At 61.9% G+C, this 18,017-nt stretch carries 15 protein-coding genes; 2 read left to right on the plus strand and 13 right to left on the minus strand.

The features are described from left to right. Nucleotides 1–45: 45 nt before the first annotated feature. The 12 genes from OO306_RS02745 to OO306_RS02800 form a co-directional block, all read right to left on the minus strand. Nucleotides 46–1,053, minus strand: coding sequence for a formylglycine-generating enzyme family protein (locus OO306_RS02745; protein ID WP_265967593.1), 1,008 nt, complete (start codon nucleotides 1,051–1,053; stop codon nucleotides 46–48). Next, on the minus strand, nucleotides 1,050–2,687 hold the full coding sequence (locus OO306_RS02750; protein ID WP_265967594.1) for an arylsulfatase: 1,638 nt from the start codon (nucleotides 2,685–2,687) through the stop codon (nucleotides 1,050–1,052). Before OO306_RS02750 ends, OO306_RS02745 begins: the two co-directional genes overlap by 4 nt. 18 nt (nucleotides 2,688–2,705) lie before the next feature. After that, a complete protein-coding gene (locus OO306_RS02755) occupies nucleotides 2,706–3,494 on the minus strand; it encodes a cyclase family protein (protein WP_099429316.1) in 789 nt (262 codons plus the stop codon). Between the two features lie 11 nt (nucleotides 3,495–3,505). After that, nucleotides 3,506–4,486, minus strand: coding sequence for an NAD-dependent epimerase/dehydratase family protein (locus OO306_RS02760; protein ID WP_265967595.1), 981 nt, complete (start codon nucleotides 4,484–4,486; stop codon nucleotides 3,506–3,508). Then, on the minus strand, nucleotides 4,477–5,469 hold the full coding sequence (locus OO306_RS02765) for a fumarylacetoacetate hydrolase family protein (RefSeq protein ID WP_265967596.1): 993 nt from the start codon (nucleotides 5,467–5,469) through the stop codon (nucleotides 4,477–4,479). Before OO306_RS02765 ends, OO306_RS02760 begins: the two co-directional genes overlap by 10 nt. Further along, nucleotides 5,466–6,038, minus strand: a complete 573-nt coding sequence (locus OO306_RS02770) for a cupin domain-containing protein (protein ID WP_265967597.1) — start codon at nucleotides 6,036–6,038, stop codon at nucleotides 5,466–5,468. Before OO306_RS02770 ends, OO306_RS02765 begins: the two co-directional genes overlap by 4 nt. A gap of 46 nt (nucleotides 6,039–6,084) precedes the next feature. Continuing rightward, nucleotides 6,085–7,290, minus strand: a complete 1,206-nt coding sequence (locus tag OO306_RS02775) for an MFS transporter (RefSeq protein ID WP_099429312.1) — start codon at nucleotides 7,288–7,290, stop codon at nucleotides 6,085–6,087. Between the two features lie 112 nt (nucleotides 7,291–7,402). Next, nucleotides 7,403–9,868: an RND family transporter gene (locus OO306_RS02780; protein WP_265967598.1), complete on the minus strand. Its 2,466-nt coding sequence runs from the start codon at nucleotides 9,866–9,868 to the stop codon at nucleotides 7,403–7,405. Between the two features lie 4 nt (nucleotides 9,869–9,872). Then, the gene (locus OO306_RS02785; protein WP_265967599.1) at nucleotides 9,873–10,961 is read right to left on the minus strand and encodes a BNR domain-containing protein; all 1,089 of its coding nucleotides are present in this window, start codon (nucleotides 10,959–10,961) and stop codon (nucleotides 9,873–9,875) included. Nucleotides 10,962–11,019: 58 nt separating this feature from the next. Then, nucleotides 11,020–12,384: a DUF1329 domain-containing protein gene (locus tag OO306_RS02790; protein WP_238214138.1), complete on the minus strand. Its 1,365-nt coding sequence runs from the start codon at nucleotides 12,382–12,384 to the stop codon at nucleotides 11,020–11,022. Nucleotides 12,385–12,396: 12 nt separating this feature from the next. Beyond that, nucleotides 12,397–14,076, minus strand: a complete 1,680-nt coding sequence (locus OO306_RS02795) for a DUF1302 domain-containing protein (RefSeq protein ID WP_186678471.1) — start codon at nucleotides 14,074–14,076, stop codon at nucleotides 12,397–12,399. Between the two features lie 369 nt (nucleotides 14,077–14,445). Next, nucleotides 14,446–14,916 (minus strand): MarR family winged helix-turn-helix transcriptional regulator, encoded by a 471-nt coding sequence (locus tag OO306_RS02800; protein WP_027593298.1) that lies wholly within the window; start codon nucleotides 14,914–14,916, stop codon nucleotides 14,446–14,448. A 285-nt stretch (nucleotides 14,917–15,201) separates the two neighbouring features. Between OO306_RS02800 and OO306_RS02805 the strand changes: the two genes are divergently transcribed. Both OO306_RS02805 and OO306_RS02810 read left to right on the plus strand, forming a co-directional pair. Next, nucleotides 15,202–16,155 (plus strand): PDR/VanB family oxidoreductase, encoded by a 954-nt coding sequence (locus OO306_RS02805; protein ID WP_265967600.1) that lies wholly within the window; start codon nucleotides 15,202–15,204, stop codon nucleotides 16,153–16,155. 36 nt (nucleotides 16,156–16,191) lie between these two features. Beyond that, nucleotides 16,192–17,268, plus strand: coding sequence for an aromatic ring-hydroxylating dioxygenase subunit alpha (locus tag OO306_RS02810; RefSeq protein WP_265967601.1), 1,077 nt, complete (start codon nucleotides 16,192–16,194; stop codon nucleotides 17,266–17,268). 312 nt (nucleotides 17,269–17,580) lie between these two features. On the opposite strand, the gene arfB is transcribed toward OO306_RS02810, so the two are convergent. Then, nucleotides 17,581–17,994 carry an alternative ribosome rescue aminoacyl-tRNA hydrolase ArfB gene (gene arfB, locus OO306_RS02815; protein ID WP_265967602.1) on the minus strand — a complete coding sequence of 138 codons (414 nt, stop codon included), beginning with the start codon at nucleotides 17,992–17,994 and terminating at the stop codon, nucleotides 17,581–17,583. Nucleotides 17,995–18,017: the final 23 nt, after the last annotated feature.

The raw sequence follows: 18,017 nt of genomic DNA on the forward strand, positions 1-18,017 counted from the left end.
CGGCAAACCGGTTGGCGAGGGGTCATTCAGACTGCTTGTACTACCCTACCACTCCGAGTGGGTCAAGGTTGTTGGCGGGATACGGCGAATGGTGCGAAAGCCCACATGAGAGGTCGCCAGGTCCGCATCCTGGCGCTCACGTGCCGCCGTGCGATAGCGGGCGCAATAGGACGCGGCGCAAAGGTAGGAGCCACCCTTGATGACCTGGGGACGCGACGGTGCAAGCGCGCTACGCAATTGGCTCGGATCGCCATTGACGTGACTGATCAGCGGCCCCCATTGGGCATCTGCCGTCCATTCCCAAACGTTGCCGATCATGTCGAACAGCCCAGCGGCGTTGGCGGCAAAACAGCCCACTGGGGCAACGCCAGCGAAACCGTCCTCGGCTGCGTCGTGCACTGGGAACACGCCCTGCCAGTAATTTGCGGCGGGCTGGCCGTTGCTGTCGCGTGGTTCCTCGCCGAGACGTTGCGAGGGGTCAACGCCGCGCGCTGCATATTCCCATTCGGCCTCGCTGGGAAGGTCGTTGCCGCGCCACTGTGCGTAGGCCTGGGCGTCCGCCAGGGTGACCAAGGTCACTGGGTATTGGTCCAGGTTGGCCAACGGCCCGTCCGGGCCCGATGGGTGGCGCCAGTCAGCACCCCTTACGTAACGCCACCAAGGCAACGCCGACCCGTCGCTGGCCGTGTCCAGCGGTACGTGGAACAACGCGGCGCCACCGGAGCGCTCAGCCTCGGTGATGTAATGGGTAGCCTCGACAAAGGCGCCGAACTGCGCGCGGGTAACTTCGGTGCGATCGATCCAGAAGTCGCCGACGTGCACTGGGGCGAACGGTCGCTCATCCGGGTAACCCCCATCAGTGCCGGGGGTAAAACGCCCGCCGCTGACGCGGACCATCCCGGCCAGCGGGTCGTTGCCCCAACCCGCCGGCAAGCCACCGTAGGCCTCGCAGCCGGCGACATTGCCCAAGGGCAGGCTGGTGGGCGGCCGCGCAGCTACCGTCGCCAGGGCCAGCACACTCAAGCAACCGACGACGAAGAGCTGGCGCCTCATGGGGCATTGGCCAGAGGCGGTGCGACCACTCCGACACGGCGGGCGTAGTCCTGCCAGGCCTGCTGCAAGCGTTGCGTCGTTTCCGGCTGGCTGGCGGAGAGGTCGTGCTGCTCGCCGCGATCGTGCGACAAGTCGAACAACTGCCAACGCAACGGTGGCTGGGGCTGGCCCGGCATGCTCCAGGGCACCAGGCCCAGGAGTTTCAGGTTACCTTCACGGTAATAGCGGCTGCCAAACAGCTCACCGGCCATTACCGGCTCAGCCCGGCCTTTGCCTTCGAGCATCGGCAGCATGGAGCGGCCGGTGATGGGATGCTTGGGCTGGCCTTGGTACTGGTCACCCGGGTCCGGCAGACCCGCCAGGGCGAGGAAGGTCGGCGCTAGGTCATCCACCCGTGCCACACCACGTTCCAGCCCCTGACGACGCAGGCTGGCCGGCAATTGTACGATGGCCGGCACGCTGATACCGCCTTCGGCGGTGCTGCCCTTGAACAGCCGCAGTGGCGCCGCGCTCACCTCTGCCCAGCGCAGCCCGTAGTCGATCTGCGACCCGCGTCGGCCGAGATTCTCCAGGCGGTTGTCGGTATTCGGCGCCGGGGGGTAGTACTGCTCGTGGCGTTCGCCAGCGGGGCCGTTGTCGGACATGAAAACGATCAAGGTGTTGTCCATCTGGCCGCTGGTCTGCAGGTATTCCAGCAGGCGACCGACGTTGTGGTCGAGGTTGTCCACCATCGCGGCGTAGATCTCCATCTTGCGCGCCTCGATGCGCTTGCGCTGGGGGTCCAGTTGGTCCCAGCCAGGCAACTGCGGGGTGACCGGGAGCGGCGCGGCGCTCTGGAAGTCGGCAGGCAGCAGACCTTTTTCTTTCATGCGCTCGATTCGCGCCTGGCGAACCGCGTCGTAGCCGCCGTCGTAGCGACCGCGGTATTTATCCAGGTAAGCCTGCGGTGCTTGCAACGGCCAGTGTGGCGAGGTGTAAGCCGCATACGCGAAGAAGGGTTTGCCACTGCCCTGCCCCGCCTTCAGATACGCCAGCAACTTGTCGGTATAGAAGTCCGTGGAATAGAAGTCATCCGGAAGCTCCACTGGCTTGCCATTCTCGCGGTAAGAGAGTTGTTCGATCTTCGCGGTCGAGCCAGGGGCGGGCTTGAAGTGCACCCCACCCCCTTCGAGCAGGGTGAAAGACTGCTCGAAGCCACGACGGTCCGGGCCCTGCTCCGGGGCCAGGCCCAAGTGCCACTTGCCGACCATGGCGGTACGGTAACCACCATCGCGCAACAGGCCGGCGATGGAGTGCGCCTGTTGGTTGAGGTAGCCCTCATAGCCTGGCTTGCCTCGCTGGAATGGCTGCATCCCTTCGGCCATGGTACCCAGCCCGGCCAGGTGATTGTCGGTGCCGGACATCAGCATGGATCGGGTCGGCGAACAGGTCGGCGCAGCGTACATGCTGGTCAGCTGCAGACCACTGGCCGCCAGGTGATCGAGGCTCGGTGTGGCAATTTCACCACCGAAGGCGCCGAGGTCGGAGTAGCCCAGGTCATCGGCCACGATCAGCAGTATATTGGGGCGCTCGGCCGCATCGGCGAGCACTGGCGCAAGGCACGCTAGGGCCGCCAACAGTACGCGTAATCGCATGGGGAGTTGCTCCTGTTCTTATTCTTCGAAGATGGCCACGGCGCGGACAAAGCCGGCCGAGGCATGCTTGATCTTGTAAGGGAAGCAAGACACCAAAAAGCCGCTGGCCGGCAGGCTATCAAGGTTGGCCAGTTTCTCCATCTGGCCGTAGCCGATGTCGCGCCCAGCCTTGTGGCCTTCCCAGATGATCGACGCATCGCCACTCGCGGCGAAGCGTTCGCGGGTGTACTTGAAGGGTGCGTCCCAGCTCCAAGCGTCGGTACCCACGACTCGCACGCCGCGCTCCAGCAGGTAGAGGGTGGCTTCACGGCCCATGCCGACGCCTGCTTCCAGATACCCCGGCTCGCCGAACAGGCTGCCGGCACGGGTGTTCACCAGCACGATGTCCAGCGGCTGCAACTCATGGCCGATACGCGAAAGCTCAGCGTGCACCTCGGCGCCAGTCACCACATGGCCGTCGGGCAGGTGGCGAAAGTCCAGCTTCACTCCCGCTTGCAGGCACCACTCCAGCGGCAGCTCATCGATACCGAACGCCGGCTTGCCGCCGTCGGTGGTAGAGGCGTAGTGCCAAGGCGCATCCATGTGAGTGCCGCTGTGGGTGGTGATCGACAGGCGCTCTGCTGCCCACGACTCGTGCCCCGGCATCTGGTCCAGGGACAGGCCAGGGAACATCGCGGCCATTTCTGGCCAACCCTGCTGGTGGTCCATGTAGTCGATCTTGGGCAGCAGCGGCGGCGGGTCGGTGTAGGGGTTGTTGTCCAGCGTTACCGAGAGATCGACGAGGCGGCGTTTACGGGCAAGGGTCATGGCAGCAGGTCTCAAAGGGTTTGTAATGACGCGCGCGCATGGCGCGGGCGTTGGCTCAGGCTAAGGGCGTTACGCACCAGGGTTTGGGCAGAGCCATCGTGATGAAATCCCAGGGCTCGCGATTGCGGGGTACGCAAAGGCGGATAGCGGCCGAACAACGCCTCCAGGTCCGCGTTCGGCTGGTAGCTCACCAAGGCCCGACGGTCGTCGCCGAAAGCCTCGGCCAGAGCCTCGACCACTTGGTCCATGGCCAGGTGCAGCACTGGCAACTGCCACACCCGCTGAGGGCCGGGGTTTTGCAGTTCGGCGGCATGCAGCAGGTTGTCGACGCAGCAACGCGCCGACATCCACCAGGCGGTGGCCTTCGGCGATACCGGGCAGCAATAGTTTTCTCCCGCGGCAAGGGCGTGCATCAGGTCGCTCATGAAGGCCGAACGCAAGCCATTCGGCTCGCGGGGCCTTGCGACGATGCCCGGTAGCCGCAATGCGCGGCCATCTACCTCGCCACGGCGGGCGAGGTCATTGAGCTGGGTTTCCACCATGACCTTGTGCGCGCCATAAGACAGCGCCGGACGCGGCATCCACTGCTCGTCCATGCGTGCCGGTAGTTGCGCGCCGTACACGGCCACGCTGCTGGCGTAGACCAGCACCGGTGGCCGCGCAACGTTGCGCAACTGGTCGAGCAGTTCCAGGGTCGCCAGCAGGTTCACCTGCCGGCCCAACGCATAGTGCTCCTCGGCTGCGCCGCCGGGGACGCTCACCAGATGGAACACGACATCCACGCCATCGGCCAGGGCGCGGCGTAACAGGGTCGGTTCTGCGATGCTGCCGGCGAGCAAGCGCAGGCGCGGGTCGGAAGGAAAACCCTCCAGTTGCTGATCCAGTAACACCAGCGCTTCCAACGGCTGGCCTCGCAGTTGGCCCTTGTCGAGCAGTCGTTGCACCAGCAAGCGTCCAAGGAAACCGGCAGCTCCGGTAATCATCACGCGCATGGCGGGGCTGCCTGGACTACCTGCTGGTCGATGGCACCGAACAACGGCGAACCATCCGTGTTGCGCGCCTCCATGCGAATGCGGTGACCGAATTGCAGAAAGCCGGTGCGCGGCGCACCGTGTTCGATCATTTCAATGGCGCGGCGCTCGGAAATACACGCCGATCCCACGCTGCGGTCGGCATTGGAAACGGTGCCAGAGCCAATCACGCTGCCGGCGCCAAGGCGACGGGTCAGTGCGGCATGGGCGATCAACTGGTGGAAGCCGAAGTGCATGGCGCCGCCATGCGGGTGGCCAAACCACTGGCCGTTCCACTCCACGTTCAGCGGCAGGTGCACGCGACCGTCGCGCCAGGCACCTCCCAACTCGTCTGGGGTAACGGCCACCGGGGCGAAGCTGGAGGAGGATTTGGCCTGGACGAAGCCGAAGCCGGTCTTCATCTCCCGTGGTGCCAACGCCCGCAGGCTGACGTCGTTGACCTGCAGTACCAGGCGAATATGCTTCAGTGCCTGTTCGGCCGTGCAGCCCATGGGCACCTCGTCCACCAGCACGGCGAACTCGCCTTCGAAGTCGATGCCGTGGGCCTCGCTAGGCAGTGCAATGTCTTGCTGCGGGCCAAGGAAGTCGTCGCCAGCGCCCTGGTACATCAGCGGCGTGGACTCTACGCCTTCGATGGGCGCAAGGTTGAACGCTCGCTGCATCAGCTCGCCGTGGCTGAGGAAGCAAGAGCCGTCCAGCCATTGCCAGGCACGCGGCAGCGGCGCCATCACGCGGTTGGGTTCGAAGTCGAAGGCACCGGCGAGTTCACCTTTGTTAAGGGCATCATAGCGGCCGCGCAAGTCGGCCTCCACGTTCGGCCAGTCATCCACGGCCGCTTGCAACGTGGGGGCGATATCGGCGGCGTCCACCGCACGGCTCAAGTCACAGGAAACCAGTAGCAGGCGGCCGTCGCGGCTGCCGTCGTCGAGTGTGGCAAGCTTCATTGCAGCATCTCCTTGAGTTCGGGGGCGTAGCGGCCGTCAAGCAGGATGAAGACCATCCGCGCCATGTTCTCGGTGCGGTTGCTCCAGGCATGGTTGGTGCCGCGCTGGACCACGACGTCGCCGCGTTTGAGGTGGACTTCCTCGCCGTCGAGCACCAGCCACACCTCACCCTCGGTGACGAGGCCGTAGTCGAGGGTTTCGGTGCGGTGCATGAGCTTGTGCCTGGAGTCGGCCTTGCCAGTGCCTGCATGGGCTTGGCCGATCTCGGCGAAGGCCGCGGCGGCCTCCTCGGCGCTAACTTGGTTCTGCACGCTGTCCGGCGGGATATCCACCACACGGATAACACTGCCCTGGGCGCCGGGGGAAAGCTGCAGGGGCTTGTCGGTTGGGTCGGCGCCATTGTCCAGCAGCGCCGGGCTGACGCTGCTGTTCCAGACCTCATAGAACAGGGTGCCGGGCACCGCCCTGAGCGGGAAGTTGTTGAGCGTGGGGCCTGCCAGGGTGACCACGGCGCGGCCCTCGTTGTCGTGGCCGGTGACCACGCGCTGGAATGGGGGAAGTGCTTGCATGAAAACTCCTTTCAATTAATTGCCGTCACGAGGGGCATGGCTACCTCTAGATGTGATCAGGCGTGGTGGTAGCGCCAGCGCCGCGCGAACGGAAACACTTCGCCAGCACCACGCAGGCGAGCGCCAGCAGCAACTGGGCGACAGCCACCACGGTCAGGGCGCCAGGCAATTGGGCGACCACGCCGCCATTAAGGCCCAGCACCACCAGAGGGCTGATGAACTCGCCGGCGAATAGGGCCGCGGTGAAGCCTCCGGTGGCGCGGCCGCGCTGGGTGAAATCGACCTGCCTCATCACCCCGGTGATCAGGGTCGGCAGCATCAATCCGATGCCCAGGCCATTGATCAGCACCGCAACCACCACCAGCGCTGGGTTGTCGGTGGTGGCCATCAGCAGCCCACCGCCCCCGGCTGTTGCGAAAGCCAGCAGCAGCAGGTGTTGCCGGCGCTGGGCGTTGAGCAGGCGGAAGCTCAGTGCACCGGCCAGCACGCCGAGCTGGTTGGCGCCCATGGTCATGCCGATCTGCTGGGGCGAATCGACGTGCAGCAGGGTGAGCAGGAAGCCGGCTTGCACCGGCACGATGAATAGGCTGATGCCCGCCAGTACGGTGAGCAGGTACAACGGCAAGAGCCTGCGCCACGGGAAGTCTTCAGCCTTGCCAGACAACGCCGCGGCTTCAGCGACCTTCGGCTCCCAGAGCAGCATTGCCATCAGCGGCAGGAGCAACAGGCCGGCGCCGTACAGCACGAAAGGCAGACGCCAGTCGTTTTGCCCAAGTGCGCCGCCCAAGGCGATGAACACTGCCGCCGAAAGCGAAGTGGCGACCATCTGCAGGGCGAACAAGCGCTCGCGCCGCCCGCCCTGGTAGTAGTCACCCATCAGCGTCGTGCAGCAGGTCATGATGCCCGCCTCCGCCAGGCCCAGGCCTGCACGGCTGATGACGATACCCAGCAGCGACTCAAGCCACAGCGGCAGCAGCCCGCAGAGGCTGTAAAGCATCATCGAGGCCAGCAACAGCGGCTTGCGCCCCAGACGGTCGGCGATGACACCGGCAAACGGCGCCAGCAGCGCGATAACTAACGCCGGAATGGTCAGGCTGATAGGCACCAGCACTTCGGCGCCGGGTGTATCGGCAAAATGCGCCTGCATGCGCGGCAGTACCGGTGCCAGCAGCACCGCGCCCAGCACCGGCAAACAGCTGCCAAACAGTAGCAACAAGGATTGCGGCAAACCCGCCTGGCGCTCAGTGCTCATTGCAGTGCGCCTCCATGGCCGTCTGTAGGCCGCGCGGCAGTGCGAGCCAGAGGGTTTGCAAAGTATCGATCAGTGGTGTCATACCCATGTGCTCTTGTTGTTGGGGCGAAGGTCAGCGGGTGGCGGTATCCAGCAACAACGGGCGACCCGTGGCGGCGGCCTTGGCGGGCTGCATATCGGCGACGGGCTCGGCGGCGACGACTGCATCGCTGCGGCGGGTCGCTGGCAGCAGGAAATAGGCGAGCGCTGGCAACAGCAGCAATGCGCCGACCATGTTCCAGACGAACATGAAGGCCAATAGCACGCCCATGTCGGCCTGGAACTTGATGGGTGAGAAGATCCAGGTGCCGACGCCGATGGCCAGGGTCACGCCAGTGAGCATCACCACCTTGCCGGTGGAGACCAGCGCGCGGTAATAGGCCTCGGAAAGGCTGGCGCCCTGGCGCAGGTGGCCAAGCATGATGCTCATCACATACAGCGCGTAGTCGACGCCAATGCCCACGCCCAAGGCGATCACCGGCAAGGTGGCGACCTTGACGCCGATGCCCAGCCAGACCATCAACGCCTCGCAGAGAATGGAGGTAAGCATCAGCGGAATCACCGCACAGAGGGTGGCGCGCCAGGAGCGGAAGGTGATCAGACACAGCAAGATCACCGCGCCGTAGACCCAGAACAGCATCTCGCGATTGGCTTCCTTGACCACGATGTTGGTAGCAGCCTCGATCCCGGCGTTACCGGCAGCCAACTGGAATTTGACTTCGTCGGTGTCGTTGGCAGCGGCGAAGGCTTCGACGTGCTCCACCAGCCGGGTCAGCGTTTGCGCCTTGTGGTCGGAGAGGTAGACATAGAGCGTGAGCAAGTTGCACGACTCGTTGTACAGCCCGCGCGGCGCGCTGGCGGTGATCATGTTGAGCATCGCCTGGTTGTTCTGCAGTTCGTACCACTTCGGGCTGCCTTCGGAGAGACCCACCAGCATCCGACGGTTGAGCAGCGCCAGCGAGTTGGTCGAGTCCACGCCCGGCAGGCTGCGCAGTTGCCAGTCCAGCTCATCGACCTTGCGCAGGATGTCGTAGCGTGCGCAGGCGCTGTTTGGTGTACGCACCATGATCGCGAAAAGATCGCTGCTGGCCCCGTAACTGCGGGTCATGAAGGCATCGTCCAGGTTGTAGCGCGAGTCGGCGCGCAACTCCGGGGCCCCGGCGTCAAGATCGCCGATGGCCAAGTTCAGGCTGACCAGGAAGCCAAGCACTGCCATCACCAGGCTGACAACCACGCAGACGGCGGCCCAGGGCTTGCGGGTGAACAGGTCAAGGAAGCGCCAGAATGCATGACGCACCTGGCCCCCCTCCTCGGCCCGCTCGCTTCTAAGGCTCAACGCAGCAGCGTTAGGACTGACGCCAACATAGGAGAGCAGCACCGGAAGCAGGATCAAGTTGGTGAAAATCAGCACGGCCACACCGATGCTGGCGATGATCGCCAGGTCCTGGATCACCTGGATCTGGATAAGCATCAAAACGGCAAAGCCCACGGCGTCGCACAGCAGCGCAGTGAGGCCTGCGAGGAACAGTCGGCGGAAGGTGAAACGCGCAGCCACCACGCGGTGCATGCCGCGACCGATGTCCTGCATGATGCCGTTCATTTTCTGCGCGCCGTGGCTCATGCCAATGGCGAACACCAGGAACGGCACCAGCACCGAATAGGGGTCCAGCTCGTAGCCCAGCAGGGGCAGCAGGCCAAGCTGCCAGACCACCGCCACCAGCGAGCAGAACACCACCAGCAAGGTACTGCGCACACAACGCGTGTAGCCGTAGAGCACCACCGTGGTGATCAGGATGGCAACAGCGAAGAACAGCAGGATCTGCTCCAGGCCTTCGATCAGGTCACCGACTTTCTTGGCGAAACCGGTGATGTGGATATCGACGCTGTCGCTCTGGTACTTCGCCCGCAGGGTCTCCAACTGATCGGACAACACCCGGTAGTCCAACGGCTTGCCATCGGGCGTGCGCGCCATCAGCGGCACGTAGATGATGCTGGAGCGCTGGTCGAAGGCTACCAATTGACCAATCTCGTTGGACAATTGCACGTTGCGCCGCAGTTCGCCCAGCGATGACGGGCTGCCATCGTATTCATCAGGAATCACCGGGCCGCCGTCCAGGCCCTCTTCGGTCACCGAAACCCAACGGGTGGCAGGCGTCCACAGCGATTTCATGTAGGCGCGGTCAACACCCGGCAACAGGTAGATCTGGTCGCTCAACGCCTGCAGGGTACGCAGGTAATCGGCGTCGTAGATATCACCGTGGCGGTTGGTGACGGCGATACGCACCGCATTGCCGATGCCGGACAACTCCTTCTGGTTGTCCAGGTAGTTGGCAATGTAGGGGTGCCCGGTGGGGATCATCTTCTCGAAGCTGGCATTGAGCTCCAGGCGGCCCGACTGCCAGCCGAGCAGTACGGTGGTCAGCAAGCACAGCAACAGCACCCAATGGCGGTGATTGAACAGTGCGCGTTCGATCAGCGATCCAGAGCGAGGATCGAAGCTATCGGACGCGGATGACAGGGTTTGGCGAGCGGAATTCATTGACTCACTCCGAAGCGGAAACGGTGGGCTGTGGCAGGCGCGAAAGCCCGGAGAACCCCGCGGCAACGAGGCTGCCATCGGCGGCCTGGACGATGCCTGAGACCGGTTTGCGCAATGATTCGGAGACCGGGGTGAATCCCGAGGGAGCGCTTGCAAACAATCCGCCCGCTTGATTAGCCAGCAACACGCGACCATCGTTTAGAACACGGGCATCACTGAAGGACACCGGCGCCAGGGTCGGCAACGCTTCGGCGCGCTCGGCACCGGGCGCCAAGACAAACGCGTGGCCTTTGAGCCCGCCAATGAGCAGTGCACCGTCGCCGCGCGTTGCCAAGGTGAACAGCGTGCCAGCATAGGGGCTGCTTATCTGTTCGAAGTGTTCACCGTCCAGCGCCCGCGCTAAGTAGCCCTGCTCGCCGGCCAGCACCAAGTCATTACCTTGGTACGCCACGGCATACAGGTGCAGGCCCATTGGGTTATCGATCTGGCCCATCGCTGAATGCCAGCTAGCGCCGCCGTCGTCGCTGCGCATGGCCAGGCCGTAGGCACCGACCACCAGCACATGCTTCGTGTCACGGGCTGCCAGCGCCAGGAGTGGTTTGTCGGGCCCTTCAGCAAGCAGGCGTTCGGCGGTTTGTACGCGTACTTGCGCCATTTCGTCATCCGCCTGGTTCGACAGCGCGCTTTGCGCTGCCTGCAATTCAAGCTGCGCTGCACGCAGGCCGTCGAGCTGAAGTCGCCAGCTTTCGCCACCGTCGCCCGTCCCCAGTACCACACCGCCATGGCCCACGGCCCAGCCGACATTGGCATCGGCAAACTGCACTGCGGTGAGCCCCACCGATACCGGCACGCTGGCTTGACGCCAATGCTCGCCGTTGTCATCGGATAGCAGGATCAGACCGCGTTCACCTACCGCCACCAGGCGCTGGCCCGCCAAGGCCAGGGCAGTGAAAACCCCGCGCTGAGGGTTGGCAACCTTGGCCGCCGGGCTCTGTAGTACGTCGCCGACCACCAGCCCTTGAGCCAGGCAATAAGGCGCAAAAGGCATAAGGAGGGCCAACAACAGGCCACTCAACTGACGCAGTGTGTTCATATCTACCTCGATTCTGTCGCAGGAGGGGAAGGCGCTGTGCACCCTCCCCTGAACATCGTCAGCGCACGCCGCGCCCGGCCATTGCGGCAGGTGAGAATTCAGCAGGTTTGTAACGTTCGACCGAGGCGTACTGCTGAGCTTTGCCGGTGTAAACGTTCTGGATGAACCAGGCACCGGACACCAGGTCGTAGAAGCCCGAAGACAACTGGGCCACCGCCGGCAGGTCTGGCATCACCGCAGGCAGCGACCACAGGGTCTTGGCCAACTGGCCATTGGCGTCCCAGCGGTCACCAAGCATGGCTTGCCATGTGTCCTCGTCGAGGTAGTACCGCCCTTTGGGCAGCTGGTGACGCTTGCCGGGTGCAAGTTCTGCGTCTACCACCCACACACGATGGAGCTCCCAGCGCACTTGGTCGGGGTTCAGGTGATGTTTGTCGAACAGGTCTTCAGGCTTGCCGGCAGCCTGGACCTTGTTGGTGTTGTAGGGGATGTACATCTCTTGCTTGCCCACCAACTTCCAGTTGAAGCGGTCCAACCGACCTTGGAACACACTCAGCTCATCGAACGACATCACGCCTGCAGTCGCCGGCGTAGGGGTGTCGCAGCAGGCGTTGGGCAGCTTGCGCACTCGTCGTTGGCCGGTCAGGTAGACGTGGGCCTCTGACTTGTCGCCATTGAGGTTGGTACGTCCCATGATTTGTTCGCCTGCCCGCAATGGCGGGCCAACGTTGAGCAGGCGGAACAGCCAATAGTCACCGTCGAAGCTGGCGGCGTTACCATCCTTGTAGTAATACGGCATCTCCTGCACCGCTTTGCCGTCAGTGGTCAGTACTTGGGCGCCATCGGCGGTGATCAGGTAATGCCGGAAATCCATCGCCAGTGACGTGCCGCGCCAGTTGAGGATGTGGTTCCACATCGCCTCTGTGCCGTCTTTCGGGATCGGGAACGGAATACCGCCGTAGGCACCTTCAGGCACAAGGCCTGCACTGCTTTGCACCAGCTTGGCGTGCTTGGCATTGTTCAGGGTGTTGTCGTACACCCATTGCGGAGCTGCAGCGCTGCGCCGGGTTGGATAAACGTCGATGCGATAGGTATCCGGGTAACGCTTGAACATGGCTTTGGTGCCATCGCTGAGTTTGGCCGCGTACTGGTCCATGTTCTTGCTAGTGATGCTGAACAGCGGTTTGTCAGCGGCAAACGGATCGCCGCGCTTGCCACCCTCTTTGAACGCGGGGTCCACCTTGGTGTAGCCGCCGTCCCAGGCCGGAATGCTGCCGTCGGCGTTACCGGCGCGCTCAGCACCCAGCGGCGTCAGTTGCTTGCCCAGATCATCCGGGCCAGCGGCTTGCACGGGTTGCAAACTGAGCGCGGCAGCGCCGAGCAGGGCCACACAAAAGTGCTTGAGTGAGAAAGGAATGTTCATGCACGCGTCCCCTCAGAATGTTGTTTTGACCGAGAAGGCCAGGTAGTCCCGGTCTTTCAGTGATTGTTTGAACGTAAACTGGCTGGCGGCGTTGAGGTTGGTGTCCTCTGGGCCGTAGTAGTGGGTGTAGGTCAGGCCGAAGGTGACTCGGTCCAGGTAGGTGGCACTCAGGCCGATGTTGAAATCGCCACCGCGGTCCGGGCCGAAGCTGCTGATCACCGCCGATTTGCCCATGGGGAAGTAGCTGACGCCCACTGGCACACTGAGGTCGATGCCAGGGAAAATCTGCCGATATGTCGGGCTGTACACCAGCTTGATGCCAACGCCGTCGTCGGTAGCGCTCGGGTCAAGCGCAGCACGGTTCTTGGTGACACTGAGCAAGCGGTTCCAAGCGATTTCGCCGACCAGGCTTGCCTCATTGGCGATGAACGAGGGGCCCAGCGACGCCAGCATGTTGAGGTTCAGGTGCGCCGTGCGGCCCACGGCATAAAGCGGATGGTCGTCATTGTCGGCAACCATGCCCGGCGTAACGGTCTGGCCGTTGGAAACCAGCGGCATATTCCAGCGCATGGAGGCTTCACCGGCGAAGCTGTACTCATTCAGCGTGGTGGCAAAGCTTGCGCCCAGTGCACGGATCTCTTCGGGATAGACCCAGTAGTATTCGCCAATCTGGCCAGTGGCGAAGTTCGGTCCGGTAGCGCTTGGCTTCAGGTACAGCTTGGGGGATTTGTCGTGGTACTGGATGGCGTAAAGGCCGTACTCAACGGTGTCGGCGGTGTAGCGCAACTGCAGGCCGCCCTGCCCCGAGCTCTTGGCTTCTTTGTCGTTGCCGTGGAAAAAGGCTGCCGGGCTGCCGGGGTTGCCGCCCAGAAATGGCGGGAACGGTGCGCCGACAATCAGTCGCTCGTTACCTTCGCCAATGGTGTCGCTCACCGAAAAATAGCTGCCAGCCCCCGGCAAACGGGTTTCTTCCCATTCGAACTGGTAGTAAGCGCCGACTGACAATGCATCGGTCAGTTGATAGGTGGTCGACAGCTGGCTGACCGGCCGGGTGATTTCCTTGAACTGGGTGTTGGGTACCGACACTGCCTTGACCACGTCTACCGGTGCCATGCCGCCAGCGATACCGTTGGCGCCGAAGAACAGGCTTTCGCCCCAGATCAGCCCGTGGCGGCCCAGACGTACCGAGAGCGCACGGTCGGCCAGATCACCGTTCCAGTAGACAAAGGCATCCAGTAGCTCGCCGTCGCCACCGTGCAAGTGGCGGGTATCGTCGGTGAATTCGTCGTAGGCAACCGAACGCTGGTTGGCCCGCGTCGGGTCATTGTTGTCGTTGTCTTTCTGGTATTCGGTATCGAACCAGCCCGCGCCACTGATCCGCGCGCCGTATTCGCGGTAGCCAATGTCCAGTTCAGAGAGTACATCCAGGCGGTTGGAGATCAGGCCCTTGTCAAAGTTGCGGTCGCCATCGTCCTGGTTCAACGCTACCGAGCCGCTGCTGAGCTTGCTGCTTTGGTCCTTCAGGCGCCAGGCAGAGCTGTACTTGAGCGTGTTGTCCCACCGCAGACTGAGGTCAGGGTTGTCGGTCTGCACTTCAAACGCCTGGGCACATGGAAGACCGCAGACCAAGGCAGTGGCGAGCGTCAGAGTGAAAGGCGCACGCCGCGCTGCGGCGATGGAGCGAATAGCCATCGAACGAACCCTCTTTTATTGTTTTTGTTGGCAATTTTCTTTGCCACCACGGCCGGACGAGGCGATCGGGATCGATGCGATCGACCTGCCGAGGTGAAGTCAGCTGGCGGGATAGACCAGACGACGGGAACAGGTTGACCTCAGTGCAGGGCTCTGACTAATCGCTTGTTGGGATGTGACCTATCGGCAATCGCGATACTTGTGGCCAAGCATTGAATCGTGCGGTTGCGATGGTCCGAGGGGGGTATGCCCGCGCAAAGGTGCGAAGGCAGCCTGGAAGGTTGATACCGGAAGGGGGCGCCGGTAGCCGGTAGTGTTATCTCAGGTGCAGCTTGGTCGTCGAACGGATGAAGATCATTGTCATCACGCTCAGGGGTTCTCTGGATCGTAGTCGTTGACGTGAGAGACCTGGCTGTTCAAGCGTCCAAGCAAGTTGATCAAGGTATCGACTTCGGCTGACGAGAGGCCACTCAGCAAGCGACGCTCTCGTTCAAGCGCAACCATCAAGACCCGGTTGTACAACTGCACACCGCTCTCGGTAAGCGAAACGGTGTAGCGCCTTCCGTCAGCAGGATCTACTTCCGTACGAACTCGCCCTGCCACCTCCAGCGCCTGTAGAGAGCGGCTAACAGCACTTTTGTCGAGGCCGATCACCTGGCAGATACGATTCGCCGTTATCCCGCTTTCCACTGCCAGCATGGACAGCATCCTCCACTCCACAACGCCAATCCCGAAGTGTTTTCGATAGCACTGCGAAGCCCCTGAGGAGAGTTTGTTCGACAGAAAATTCAGCAGCGCGGGCACATAGCGGGCGAGGTCTAGCTGGGGGGCCGTGGACATAGAGAGCACACCTTCAATTGGCCTTGGAGAAAATTAGTTGACACCGCAACCAATTGATCCGAGGATTTACTCAACCGATAGCTGGGGCCAGCCCAGCATGATATGCCGTCACCGTACCTCACAAAAATAATTATCAGGTAATGCCATGAACACCCGTCACCTAGTCACTTCCCGCGTGCCTGGCTGCAAGCCAGAGCTGCCGCCCTTCGCGCCAGGCTGACCTCCTCCCGGTCGATCTTTTACCTGTGAATTTTCAGTAGCCGCTTGAATGTGGAGGGATGAGTCATGTTTGAAGTCAACGTCAGCCGCAAGGCAATCGAAGCAGAAGGTGTTTGCAGCTTTGAATTGAGCCCCTTGGATGGCGGATCACTTCCGCCCTTTGAAGCCGGTGCCCACATCGACGTTCATGTACCAGGCGGGTTCATTCGCCAGTACTCGCTGTGCAATGACCCACGAGAGCGTAATCGCTATCTCATTAGTGTTCTGAGGGAGCCTAGCTCCCGCGGCGGCTCGCAGGCAATGCACTCAGCTGTAGAGCAAGGTCAAACGCTGACGATCAGTGCGCCACGCAATCTGTTCCAGCTCGACCACCGCGCAAAGCGCCACCTGCTGTTTGCCGGGGGCATTGGTATTACCCCAATCCTGGCCATGGCTTATGAGCTTTCGCATCGCAGCCTGGAGTTCGAGCTTCATTACTGCTTCCGCTCCAGCGACCGTGCAGCATTCGTCAACGCACTTGCTCATGCGCCGTTCGCGGACCGCATCACTTTCCATGATGACAGCGGCGTGCAGCAGCAAAAACTGAATGCCGCCGCCATTCTCGATACGGTCGATCAAGGTTGCCATCTGTATGTGTGCGGCCCCACTGGCTTCATGAACCACATTCTGGAAACCGGCGAGGCTGCCGGCTTGCCGCAAGCGCGCATGCATCGGGAGTTCTTTGCGGGCCAGATCAGTGACCAGGGTTCGAACACGCCCTTCGAGGTAGTGCTCGCCAGGAGCGGTAGAACCTTTGAAATTCCAATCGACAGTAGCGTATTCGAGGTGTTGGACGACGCTGGAATTGAAGTTCAAACATCCTGCGAACAAGGCGTGTGTGGGACATGCGTGACACGCGTGCTGGAGGGTATCCCGGATCACAGGGATCAATTCATGACCGCCGATGAACACGCCAGGAATGATTGCTTCACGCCGTGCTGCTCCCGGGCAAAGTCACCTCGACTCGTACTTGACCTCTGATCTCTAACCAACACATTCACTGCAACGGAGACTCCTATGACTGCCTCTCCCCTTCAGTCACTCGCCCAGGATATTGCACCCGCCAAGCCTTCCACATTCCCGCTCAATCAATGGTATGTGGCTGCGTTGGGCTGGGAACTCAAGGATCGTCCCGTGGGCCGAACCTTGCTGAACACATCAGTCGTGATGTTCCGCACCGCGGATGGCAAGGTGGCGGCACTCGAAGACCGATGCTGTCACAGGGCACTACCGCTGTCTGATGGAACACTTGAAGCCAGCGGACTTCGCTGCGGCTATCACGGTCTCTTGTTCAATGAAGCCGGTAAATGCATTGAGATCCCCGGCCAGGAAAAAATACCTAGCAAAGCAAAAGTGGCAGCCTTTCACGTGGTTGAAAAAGACCAGATCATTTGGATCTGGTTTGGCAGCCCCGAACACCCAGAGCCTATCGATGAACCTCCTGCCTACGATGTTCACACGAATGGGCATTATCTTTTTGAGGGTGACGTGTATCACTACGACGCGCCCTATCAGCTCATACACGATAACTTGATGGATCTAAGCCATTTGGGCTATGTCCACCTACGCACCATTGGCGGCAACGCCAGCGTTCACATGAATGCCCAGATGACGGTAGAAAGTGACGACCATTCGGTTCACGTTGTTCGACACATGCCTGACTCCGTCCCACCTCCGACCTATATCGCCGCCTACCCATTCAAGGGCACTGTCGATCGCTGGCAGGAAATTGAGTTTCATATCAGCCACTTGCGTATTTGGACCGGCGCTGTAGATGCCGGAACCGAGCCCCTGGACAATCCGCAGCGGGGCGGCTTCCACATGCGCGGCTTCCATGGCGTGACCCCGGAAACCGAAACCACTAGCCATTACTTCTGGACCATCGCCACCAACCCGGAAAGCAATCACGAAGAAGTCAAAGCGAAAGTAGTTGAGCAAACCATAATGACATTTGATGAGGACAAAGTTGTTATCGAATCTCAATACAAGAACATGTGTCGATTCGGTAAACGGCAGATGATTGATATTCATGTTGACGTCGGTGCCAACAGGGCCCGGCGGATCATAGAAAGGCTTTGTCACGCCACCCGCTGAATGCCCAGTGCATTTATATCGTGCGGGTATCAGGCTACGGGGGCGAGCGGGATCGCCCCCCCATCACCACCTGCTGCAGGTCAGTCGATATTGAGGCCCATCCAGTCGCTCAGTTTTGGGGCTGCACCTGAGCACACCATTGCCTCAACAGCTCGGCAAAAACGGTCGCCGCCGTGCTTCATTGGTGGCCTCGCCTTGATAGCAGCAATCGCAGCCCTGTCATCCAGGCCCGCCGCCCTCGCCGCTTCGGCTCCAACTCACAACCTGCAGGCGCAATCACAGCATTGACCCAGAGGTGCTGGCCTACCCGCACTAGAAGTCCAGCCTACCCCGACCCGCCTTGACCGTACTCCGCCTGGCTTTTCCTTCGAGGCGGCGGGTCTTCGAGCCGAGGGTCGGCTTGGTGGGGCGGCGTTTCTTCTCGGTCTTGCCGGCACTGATGATCAACTCGGCAAGACGCGCCAGTGCGTCAGCACGGTTCTGCTCCTGGGTGCGATACTGCTGGCCCTTGATGATCAACACGCCGTCACCGGTGATGCGGCTGTCACGCAGCGCCAGCAGCCGCTCCTTGTAGAACTCGGGCAACGATGAGGCACGTATGTCGAAGCGCAGGTGCACAGCGCTGGACACCTTGTTGACATTCTGCCCACCCGCGCCTTGCGCGCGGATGTATGTCAGTTCGATTTCGGCATCCGGCAGATGCACGTTATTGGAGATGGTTAGCATGACTGGCCCTTGTAGTTGCCCCC

It is taken from the genome of Pseudomonas sp. DCB_AW (assembly GCF_026240895.1).
GTDB classification, from domain to species: Bacteria; Pseudomonadota; Gammaproteobacteria; order Pseudomonadales; family Pseudomonadaceae; genus Aquipseudomonas; species Aquipseudomonas kermanshahensis.

What these genes read in the sequence shown, in the direction of transcription:
- OO306_RS02805 (WP_265967600.1), top strand. Translation starts at nt 15,202, where the DNA reads ATGTTTGAAGTCAACGTCAGCCGCAAGGCAATCGAAGCAGAAGGTGTT.
- OO306_RS02810 (WP_265967601.1), top strand. Translation starts at nt 16,192, where the DNA reads ATGACTGCCTCTCCCCTTCAGTCACTCGCCCAGGATATTGCACCCGCC.
- OO306_RS02800 (WP_027593298.1), bottom strand. Translation starts at nt 14,916, where the DNA reads ATGTCCACGGCCCCCCAGCTAGACCTCGCCCGCTATGTGCCCGCGCTG.
- OO306_RS02795 (WP_186678471.1), bottom strand. Translation starts at nt 14,076, where the DNA reads ATGGCTATTCGCTCCATCGCCGCAGCGCGGCGTGCGCCTTTCACTCTG.
- OO306_RS02760 (WP_265967595.1), bottom strand. Translation starts at nt 4,486, where the DNA reads ATGCGCGTGATGATTACCGGAGCTGCCGGTTTCCTTGGACGCTTGCTG.
- arfB (WP_265967602.1), bottom strand. Translation starts at nt 17,994, where the DNA reads ATGCTAACCATCTCCAATAACGTGCATCTGCCGGATGCCGAAATCGAA.
- OO306_RS02780 (WP_265967598.1), bottom strand. Translation starts at nt 9,868, where the DNA reads ATGAATTCCGCTCGCCAAACCCTGTCATCCGCGTCCGATAGCTTCGAT.
- OO306_RS02770 (WP_265967597.1), bottom strand. Translation starts at nt 6,038, where the DNA reads ATGCAAGCACTTCCCCCATTCCAGCGCGTGGTCACCGGCCACGACAAC.
- OO306_RS02750 (WP_265967594.1), bottom strand. Translation starts at nt 2,687, where the DNA reads ATGCGATTACGCGTACTGTTGGCGGCCCTAGCGTGCCTTGCGCCAGTG.
- OO306_RS02745 (WP_265967593.1), bottom strand. Translation starts at nt 1,053, where the DNA reads ATGAGGCGCCAGCTCTTCGTCGTCGGTTGCTTGAGTGTGCTGGCCCTG.
- OO306_RS02775 (WP_099429312.1), bottom strand. Translation starts at nt 7,290, where the DNA reads ATGAGCACTGAGCGCCAGGCGGGTTTGCCGCAATCCTTGTTGCTACTG.
- OO306_RS02790 (WP_238214138.1), bottom strand. Translation starts at nt 12,384, where the DNA reads ATGAACATTCCTTTCTCACTCAAGCACTTTTGTGTGGCCCTGCTCGGC.
- OO306_RS02765 (WP_265967596.1), bottom strand. Translation starts at nt 5,469, where the DNA reads ATGAAGCTTGCCACACTCGACGACGGCAGCCGCGACGGCCGCCTGCTA.
- OO306_RS02785 (WP_265967599.1), bottom strand. Translation starts at nt 10,961, where the DNA reads ATGAACACACTGCGTCAGTTGAGTGGCCTGTTGTTGGCCCTCCTTATG.
- OO306_RS02755 (WP_099429316.1), bottom strand. Translation starts at nt 3,494, where the DNA reads ATGACCCTTGCCCGTAAACGCCGCCTCGTCGATCTCTCGGTAACGCTG.